The sequence below is a fragment of the Roseomonas indoligenes genome, assembly GCF_017813365.1.
GTDB lineage: Bacteria > Pseudomonadota > Alphaproteobacteria > Acetobacterales > Acetobacteraceae > Roseomonas > Roseomonas indoligenes.
The window spans coordinates 71,939-80,893 of sequence record NZ_JAGIZA010000021.1; the positions used below are offsets into that span (position 1 = coordinate 71,939).

General features: G+C 60.1%; 5 protein-coding genes. 1 reads left to right on the forward strand and 4 read right to left on the reverse strand.

Going from position 1 to position 8,955, the window contains the following annotated elements; translation table 11 throughout:
* Window position 1: 1 nt before the first annotated feature.
* Window positions 2-3,184, forward strand: a complete 3,183-nt coding sequence (locus tag J5Y10_RS23705) for an error-prone DNA polymerase (RefSeq protein ID WP_209376607.1) — start codon at window positions 2-4, stop codon at window positions 3,182-3,184.
* Between the two features lie 508 nt (window positions 3,185-3,692).
* On the opposite strand, the gene J5Y10_RS23710 is transcribed toward J5Y10_RS23705, so the two are convergent.
* The 4 genes from J5Y10_RS23710 to J5Y10_RS23725 form a co-directional block, all read right to left on the reverse strand.
* Window positions 3,693-4,169, reverse strand: coding sequence for a hypothetical protein (locus tag J5Y10_RS23710; protein ID WP_209376608.1), 477 nt, complete (start codon window positions 4,167-4,169; stop codon window positions 3,693-3,695).
* Window positions 4,170-4,194: 25 nt separating this feature from the next.
* Window positions 4,195-6,216, reverse strand: a complete 2,022-nt coding sequence (locus J5Y10_RS23715) for a hypothetical protein (protein WP_209376609.1) — start codon at window positions 6,214-6,216, stop codon at window positions 4,195-4,197.
* Entirely contained in the window at window positions 6,213-7,796 is a 1,584-nt protein-coding gene (locus tag J5Y10_RS23720) for a tyrosine-type recombinase/integrase (RefSeq protein WP_209376610.1), read from the reverse strand. The genes J5Y10_RS23715 and J5Y10_RS23720 overlap by 4 nt, the downstream gene beginning before the upstream one ends.
* On the reverse strand, window positions 7,796-8,955 hold a 1,160-nt coding region (locus J5Y10_RS23725; RefSeq protein ID WP_209376611.1), incomplete at its 5' end, for a site-specific integrase. The genes J5Y10_RS23720 and J5Y10_RS23725, both read right to left, overlap by 1 nt.

Sequence of the window (8,955 nt, forward strand, 5' to 3'; positions counted from 1 at the left end):
CATGCCCGCCTACGCGGAGCTGGGCGCACGATCCAACTACTCCTTCCTCGACGGCGCGTCGCACCCGGCCGAGCTGGTCGCGACCGCGGCCGAACTTGGGCTGGCCGGCATCGGCATCTGCGACACGAACAGCCTCGCCGGCGTGGTGCGCGGCCACGTCGCGGCCAAGAAGCTGGGCCTGCCCTTCGCCGTGGGCGCCCGCCTGGAGCTGCTGGGCGGGGCGCGCTACCTCGCCTGGTCCACGGACCGCGCCTCCTATGGCCGGCTCACCTCCCTCCTCTCCCGCGGGCGCCTCGCCTCCGAGAAGGGCAGCTGCGAACTGCGCAGGGCGGACCTCCTGGCCCATGCCGAGGGGCTGGTGCTCGCGGCCATGCCCCCCGAGCTGCCGGGCACGGACTTCGGCGCGCGGCTGGAGGCGGACGCGCGCGACCTGCGTGACCGCCTTGCCCTGCCGCTGCACCTTGCGGCCTGGCACACCTTTGCCGGTGCCGACCGCGCCTGGATCCGGCGGCTCGCCGGTCTTGCCGAGCAGGTCGGGGCCCGGCTGCTCGCCACCAACCACGTCCGCTACCATCACCCGGGCCGGCAGCGGCTGGCCGATGTGCTCTCCTGCATCCGCCTCGGGGTGCCGATCGATGGGCTCGGCTTCGCGGCCGAGCCGAATGCGGAGCGCTGCCTCAAGCCGGCAGCCGAGATCGCGCGGCTCTTCGAGGAGTACCCCGAGGCCGTGGCGGCGACCCTTGACGTGCTGGAGGCGACCCGGGGCTTCTCCCTGGACCAGCTCCGCTACGAGTACCCTGACGAGATCCTGGAGGAGGGCCGGACGCCGCAGCAGACGCTGGAGGCGCGTGTCTGGTCGGCGGTCGAGGAGCGCTGGCCCGAAGGGGTGTCCGAGGACGTGGCCGGCCGGCTCCGCCACGAGCTCCAGTTGATCGAGAGCCTGGGCTACGCGCCCTACTTCCTCACCGTCCACGAGATCGTCCGCTTCGCGCGCGGCGAGGGGATCCTCTGCCAGGGCCGGGGCTCCGCGGCCAACTCCGCCGTCTGCTACGTCCTCGGTGTCACGGCGGTGGACCCCAGCAAGCACGACCTCCTCTTCGAGCGCTTCGTCTCCGCCTCCCGCGGCGAGCCGCCGGACATCGACATCGACTTCGAGCACGAGCGGCGCGAGGAGGTGATCCAGCACATCTACCAGCGCTACGGCCGTGACCGCGCCGCCATCTGCGCCAACGTCATCCGCTACCGGGCGCGCTCCGCCATCCGCGAGGTGGGCAAGGCCTTCGGACTGTCGGAGGACGTGACAGGCAAGCTGGCCAAGGGCGTCTGGGGCCCGGGGCGCGAGGACGGCGTGGGCGAGGTCGCCGAGGCAGAGGGCCTAGACCTCTCCGACCAGCGCCTCGCCATGGCCGTGAGGTTCGCGGAGGAGATCCAGGACTTCCCCCGCCACATCGCGACCCATTTCGGCGGCTTCGTCATCACCCGTGGCCTGCTGACCGAGCTGGCGGTGGTCACCAACGCCGCCATGCAGGACCGCACCACCCTGGAGTGGGACAAGGACGACATCGACGCGCTCGGCATCCTCAAGGTGGATGTGCTGGCGCTGGGGATGCTCTCCTGCATTCGGCGCGCCTTCGGGCTGCTGCGCCAGCACAAACGCCGGGACCTGGACCTCGCCGGCCTGCCGAAGGACTGCCCCGACACCTACGAGATGCTCCGGCGCGCGGACAGCCTCGGCGTCTTCCAGGTCGAGAGCCGGGCGCAGATGAACATGCTGCCCCGCCTCAAGCCCAAGACCTTCTACGACCTCGTCGTGCAGGTCGCGATCGTGCGGCCCGGCCCCATCCAGGGCGACATGGTCCACCCCTACATCCGCCGGCGCTGGGGGCAGGAGGAGCCGGAGTATGCCGGGCCGTCCTCCGAGCACGGCGACCCGGACGAACTCAAGCGCGTGCTGGAGAAGACGCTGGGCGTGCCGCTCTTCCAGGAGCAGGCCATGCGGGTGGCGATCGTCGCCGCCGGCTTCTCGCCGGAGGAGGCGGATGATCTCCGGCGGGCCATGGCGACCTTCAAGTACACCCAGGGCGTGGGCATCTACCGGGACCGGCTGGTGGAGGGCATGGTCCGGCGCGGCTATCCCCGCGACTTCGCCGAGCGCTGCTTCAAGCAGATCGAGGGCTTCGGCTCCTACGGCTTTCCGGAGAGCCACGCGGCCTCCTTCGCCCACCTGGTCTATGCCTCCTCCTGGATCCGGCGGCACCACCCCGGGGTGTTTGCCTGCGCGCTGCTGAACTCCCAGCCGATGGGCTTCTACTCGCCGGCGCAGATCGTCCGGGACGTGCAGCGGCACGGGGTGCAGGTGCGGCCGGTGGACCTGAACCTCTCCCACTGGGACAGCACGATGGGGCCCCACCGGGACAGCGTCGACGGGCTGGCGATCCGCCTCGGGCTGCGGGTCACGGCCGGGCTCTCCCAGGAGGAGGGTCAGCGGCTCATCAAGGTCAGGGACGCCGGCAACGGGCGGCCCTTTGCCTCGGTGGAGGAGGCCGCGATGCGGGCGCAGTTAAGCCGGAAGGCCCTGGATGCGCTGGTGGAGGCGGACAGCTTCGCCGGGCTCGCGTCCTCGCGGCGGCGGGCGCACTGGGACGCGGCCGCCGTGGACATCAGGGCACCGCACGACCTTCCGCTCTTCGCTGCGGCCGAGGGGCCGCACTTCGAGGAGCCCGCGCCCGCCCTGGGCGACGAAACGGCCGGTGAGGCGGTGGCGGCCGACTACCGCGCGACCGGCCTTACCCTGCGCCAGCACCCGCTCGCCCTGCTGCGCCCTGCCCTGGCGCGTCTGGGGCTGCATGACACGCGGTACCTGCGCGACGCCCGTCAGGGGCAGACGGTCCGGCTGCCCGGCATCACCCTGCTCCGGCAGCAGCCCGGCACCGCAAAGGGCGTGGTCTTCGTCACCGTCGAGGACGAGCACGGGGAGGCCAACGTGGTCGTCTACAAGGCCATCGGCGCCCGCGACCGTCAGGCGCTGCTCGGCGCTCGGCTGCTCGTGACTGAGGGCCGGGTGGAGCGGGTGGACGACCACGCCGAGATCCCGATTATCCACGTCATTGCCCGCAAGCTCCTGGATCGATCTAACCTTCTTGACGAACTGAATCAGATACATCGTCCCGTGAAAGGCTGGTAAGTTCCACTCAGTTGCTCGGACCATTCAGGACGTTCCACTCCCAATCCTATCCACGCCATGAAGCTGCCGGTGAGCCGCGACATCCGCTAAACTGTGTCATGGAACCGCCTCAGCAAGCTAACGTGGCATTTCGGCCAGAGACATTTCTCATCTCCACGAGATTAAAAGTACCACCGGCTCGGAAGTTCAAGATTATCGCCGTCGAAGCCTGCATGCCGACCGACTTATAAGACAAAATCGGAGGATCCGACGATTTCATAAGTAGCACATCCGATTCCCGTCCCAGAAGATTGACGTAACCGGTTTTCAGATAGTGAGAATCCGAAGATCTAAGATGAGATAACCTGCGTAGAAACGTGAAGTCTTCCTGTCGCGCGCCATACTGTTCCTGAAGATCAACCACAACGTGTTCCCGTCGATCTTGCGCTCTTCCAGGTGGGATTCGCTACCCGTTCATCCCGGCATTCCCCCGAATTCGGAACTGACATCGGAGCTACCAGGTATTTTGTTATAAACGTCTGACTTTGGCCAAAATCGGATCGGTCACACTGCGATCGATAGAGGGCAAGTTAGCTTCCAGTTGGGCGAGCGTCAGGCCATGTCGGAGAGCGGCAGCCTGGAGTAGGATAAAACGCTCGTCATACTCACGGACAATGCGCTTGGCCTTCTCAATCTCCGCAGCAAGTTTCGCCATCTGCTGAAGACGGAGTTCGATTTCAGGGCGCCGAGGTTTCGGTACTGTGCCGGTACGTGCAAACTCACGATGACGCAGGCGTTTAGCCTCATAGGCGGACTTGATGCGGGGATGCCGCTCGAGACCCTGACGTGTCCATCTATGGCGTAAGTAAGCCTCAGCTTGAGCAACAACGCTGTCCCAAGTGAGCGAACGTTCCACAGGCCAATCTTCTATCAGGCCAGCAATCCGCTCGATTATCGTAGGCGTCAAGGCGGCCCGCCCCCGCTGTGACCCAATGTTCTTAGACATTCCCATCCTTCCTGCCCCACAATTCTTAATTGTCGATGCGTCGAAGACGCACAGGCGTTCCATCCGGAATGTTAGGATCACGGTGCGCTTCGAGTACCCTTCCGATTTGCGAGAGTGCTCGTTCATGATGCGCGAGCCAATTGTCAGCACCATAGGTGTCCTCGCTCGCTTCCAATCGAGCCATCTCCAGCAGTATCTTAGTATCATCTCTAAACCGCTCGGCGTTCAGCATTTGCAGGGTATCACCCTTTACTAACCAATGTTCCTCGCAGTTGACGCAAGCCCCATGCTTGTCACACGGCAAAGCGGACCAATCGTGTAGGCAGGTCCCGATATCAGTCGCGTGCGCAGCGGGAATAGCAGAGCGTGCAAACTCTTCGCGCCGCACAGGATCCTTAATGTCTCGAAGTTGCTCGACGACTGGCCCTACTGCCTGCCCACTATGCAGCTTCTCTCGTAATCGCCGCGCCATCTTAGATGGTGATACGTGATCATAAGCAGCATTCTGACCGAGGCTGACGCGCCCCATCCAGCGGGCCACCTCGGCCTCACTTAGGCCGCCCTCTTGTGCAACAGTGTTCAACCAGTGCCGAAACTGATGGCTATTCACCCTGAGTGAGCGCCCATCTAGACCACTCACGTCGAAACGCTCGAAGATCGACTTGGTACCGCCGTTCCCACAAAGATAGGCGTTCAGCTGCCCGTCGTTCACGATAGTGGCCGTGCCGCGCAAATTGCCGTTCTTAGGATGAAAAAACTCAACTGGAACCACAAAGAGACAATCGTGTAGCGCGATGTTTTCTTCCCCCCCGGGTAGTACAATTTCACCTACGCCGGATTGTCGAACCAGATGGGCCTCTACATCGCCTTTCAGCACGGCAAGTTGCGTTCGACCACGACCCAAGTCTACCTGTCTGACCTCCATTGCCGTCCTCTTCACGAACGAACTCATTGCTACTGGGCTGCCAAAATTCAGGAGTGCAGCTGCCTCAGCCATTGAGAGGTGACGGTCGGCTGGCATTGCATCCCAAGGAGGACCAAGCACGGTACGTCCAGGGTTCTCCACCATGTAGCGAGCCGCTTCAGCGAAGGGCGCCGTGATACGGGTTATGTCATCCAATGCTCTTCGGACCACTTCTACCGCAGCAGAATGAAGCCATTTAATCTGAGTCTCGGTCGACCCACCCTTCTCGGGCCAGTAACGTAAGCCGACCCGCTCAGCTGGCCGTCCAGATCGGTCGAGCATCACCTCACCGTCTCGATCGACAACTGGTGTCACGACCCAAGTTGTCCGAGGCAGCGTGAGTAGCTCATTGATTCGAAATCCACAGCACATTAGTATTTCTGCCCCACGCTGCCGCAATAAATCTCGATCGGGCAGGTCGCCGCGGGACGATATCATCGCAAGTGCAGAAAACACTTCGTCGCTCGGCAGTTTCGCCTGACGGCGCCGCTCCGCAGCATCACCAACCCGATCGTACTTGTCCCGACTTCTCCGCGATCCTGACCACTGAAGAGGCACTGCAGCAAGCCCACGTCGGTCCATCATTTCGCCCAGTATTTCGAGCGCGCTTGAAATGTTATTTGCTGCTCCCACACTTTCTCTAACTCGCGCGGAAGATTCGGCTTCGTCGAAGTCTCCGCGCATAAGCCGGCAGGGGCTGATCTTCACTCGATCATCTTCTAAGCCAACCGTCTCTCGCAGTAGCAGCACCTCGTATAAGTAACGACAAGCGCGCACCATGTCTTCATGGCGAGATATCGCAAGCCCATCAGCTGACAGTATTTCCCGGTGACACACCACAGCACGAACGAACGAGCCGAATGGCTCGTTGAAATCAGCCCGCGCTGGGGACACATACAAATGTCTCCAGAATCGAATTACTTCGTTCCCTCTGCGGCTGGCCCTAGCTTTCTTGCGAGTCTTCCAGGTTCGATCACCCCACACCACCCGGAATGGATTCGCCGATTGTGCCGCGCCGATGAAAATGCACAGGTTGTTCTCGGCGGTACGGGTAGTCGCGCTTTTGAAGGATCTTAGATTCATGATCCTTCCCCAACATGCGCTCTAGAAAGTCGAACATCCTTGCATCGATCCACGACCTCAGCAACGGCAAAGATCGCAAGATCATTCATCTGAGTGAATTTCGGATCAGCTCGCCGCTCGAGATTTGCATCACGTTGTCGAAGAAGATGTTCCAGAACTTTTTCATGGGGCGCGTCGAGCCAAGGCTGAAACACCTTACAAGTGTAGCATGCTACAGGCGCGAATAGCCCGCAGTAGCTTGCATTGCCGCAAGAACCCACGTTCTCCAACTTTTGCCTTTCCGGATCGAAGTGCCGAATCCTACTAGCGGAGTTTTCGGACCGTATCGCGTCCGCCTCTGAAGAGATGATCTTCCCCAGAAAGGCTTTCGCTATCGGTGCCATTCGTAACGCCAAAGCCTTATCTAAACGCGTAACGACATCGGAACGCGAGTTGTAGTACGTCATTACGTTACTAGTGTCTGAATGATCTAGCGCATCGGCGACATCAACGGGCGGAGCTCCGGCTTCGACTAAACGTGTGGCGAACGTATATCTCAAACGTCGGGTGGTCAAAACGAGCCGCTCATTTGACGGGAATGCCCGAAGATCGAAAGCTTCCACAACTCGACCAAGCATGGTTGAAAAAATTCCTCTGCGCTGGCGATAGGCATCCCGTTCAAAAGCTGTAATGGCGATCTGGTCGTGAACACGCCGTCGAGCAAAAAGAGGCCTGGCGAAGCGGTCACTGTCCCACCGGTCATCTAGAGCTCTCACTTCTGCATTCTCGAGGATTAACGCTTCTACAAGTCGTCCGATATGTGCATCGAGCGGTCGAGTTCTAGACTGATCACGCTCACCGACCGTGCCCTTCTTAATCCGAGGAATCCGTATCTCGTAGATTTCAGTTCCATCGTTAAGGACTGTTTTTAGTAAGTCATCCTCGTGGAGCAGCCTCATGTTCTTTTCATTCGTACCGCAAGCTATTGCCAGCCATACCGCGCAACGATCTCTCAACGAGAGCGCCAGAGCTTCGGGCGAGCGTAGCTTGGTGATAAGCAAGTTGAATTCTACATGATTGAGCGGTCCTGCTTCGGGATCCTGACTAAGGACTGCAGCGCCTGACCTGTTCCGCCCTAGCCTGCGCTCCTCTAGTTCAATCGCAACATCCTCATCGAACCCGTCTAATCCGGCATCAGCACACCAGGTATACCACCGGAGAAAGGCCCCCAAATAATGATTCACCGTGTCGTTATCGAGATTGGGTGGCAGACTTAGTCTCACATAGTCATAACAAGAGCGATCGATAATGTCTGCAGGGGAGAGTGTATCGAACTTAGTTTGAACGGCCCTGAACACAGCGAGTAGGCAGTTATACGCCACCACGACGTACCTTGGAGCCCTGGACCGGATCAATTGCTTTATGTAGTCTTCAACCGCATCTCGTATGTGGTCCGGCAGTGTCGGAAACTGCTCCCAATTGATCGTGTCCTCGGCCGAAAGTATCCATATCAACTCTGATGTGTCGATTGCCGCACCGGACCGAGCCAGAACAGTGCTGCCGCAATTGTCGTTTTCGTAGGCGACGGCCCAGCTGATCATCATCGCTCTCCACTAGTTGCGCGTTGTTGCATTAGGGAAATTCGCGCGTTGGATCGTTTCTGTATAACTCGCTTGCCGTAACGGGCCGGCATCTTAGAAATACTCGACCACCCCATTGCGTACTTCTGATCCTTTCCGGCCGCTTCTCGATCCCATCCGTGTTGCTCGGATAGTTCTTCCCAACGCTCGTTCCAGTCGTGTCGGAGTATATGGTTCACAATAGGCCCAAGTGACGGATGACGGTGGCGCATGGCCAAATAGATCTTCCTGAACCCACCTTTCCCCAAAGGTTGGCCCCTTTGGTTTACAAACATAAACGGGTGGCGCCGAGCATCCGGGTAGCGTTGCCGATCCGCCCGGTGCTCAGTTATCCAATCAGATAATATCCGCCGATAATCCTCGTCGACCTCTAAAAGTCGGCCAAGAGTTTTCGCTACGGGTTGATCTCGTCGAGGATCCTCGGGGTCATCATGCCGACGGTGAATGGTTAGAGTCGCTGGGCTCATTGATTGTTTAAAATCTCGAACCTTAAGGGATAGTATTTCGCCCGTTCGAAGCCCAAAGCGGAACGCTGTCGCTAAGATTGCTTGGTTGCGGTGCTGCACACCAAGCCCCCAAGGATTTTCTGGACTGCCTGGCTGAATTGCACACAAGAGCAGGGCACGCTGATCGGGGTCGAGACCATACCGCCCTCGCAAAGACTCAGCTGCCTCAGATGGGCCCTGCATCACGGGCTGGGTAGCTAAGACTCGACGCTTGAATTGACGCAATTCGTCGTTTAGCTGAGCTCTATCTTTAGCGTCAGATGCTCTGACGAGGATAGGTTCTGAAATCCAGAAGACGTAGTTTAAAAATGCTGTAAATCGAGTTGCCGCATAGGCAGTCTGCACTCTAACATTGCTGTTGCCGTTACGGCACCGGCAAACGTCAGCGAAGCCGACCAACTCTTCGCGCGAGAGGAAGTTGCCGTTTGCAATTCGCTCGATCAGGGATATGCCGCGGGTTGTGCAGAATTCTTTTCCAAGTCCTATCGCTAAGTGACCGTTTGAGAATGGCTTGGCGCGACGTGGGCGAGATGATTCAAGCTCGGGATGTGGACCCGAGAGACGCGCCGCCGGATGGCCGAAGTCGCCCGCAAGACGAAGCGCTACCCATCCGA

Coding starts and splice junctions, on each gene's coding strand:
- J5Y10_RS23710 (WP_209376608.1), bottom strand. CDS start 4,169: ATGTCTAAGAACATTGGGTCACAGCGGGGGCGGGCCGCCTTGACGCCT.
- J5Y10_RS23720 (WP_209376610.1), bottom strand. CDS start 7,796: ATGATCAGCTGGGCCGTCGCCTACGAAAACGACAATTGCGGCAGCACT.
- J5Y10_RS23705 (WP_209376607.1), top strand. CDS start 2: ATGCCCGCCTACGCGGAGCTGGGCGCACGATCCAACTACTCCTTCCTC.
- J5Y10_RS23715 (WP_209376609.1), bottom strand. CDS start 6,216: ATGAATCTAAGATCCTTCAAAAGCGCGACTACCCGTACCGCCGAGAAC.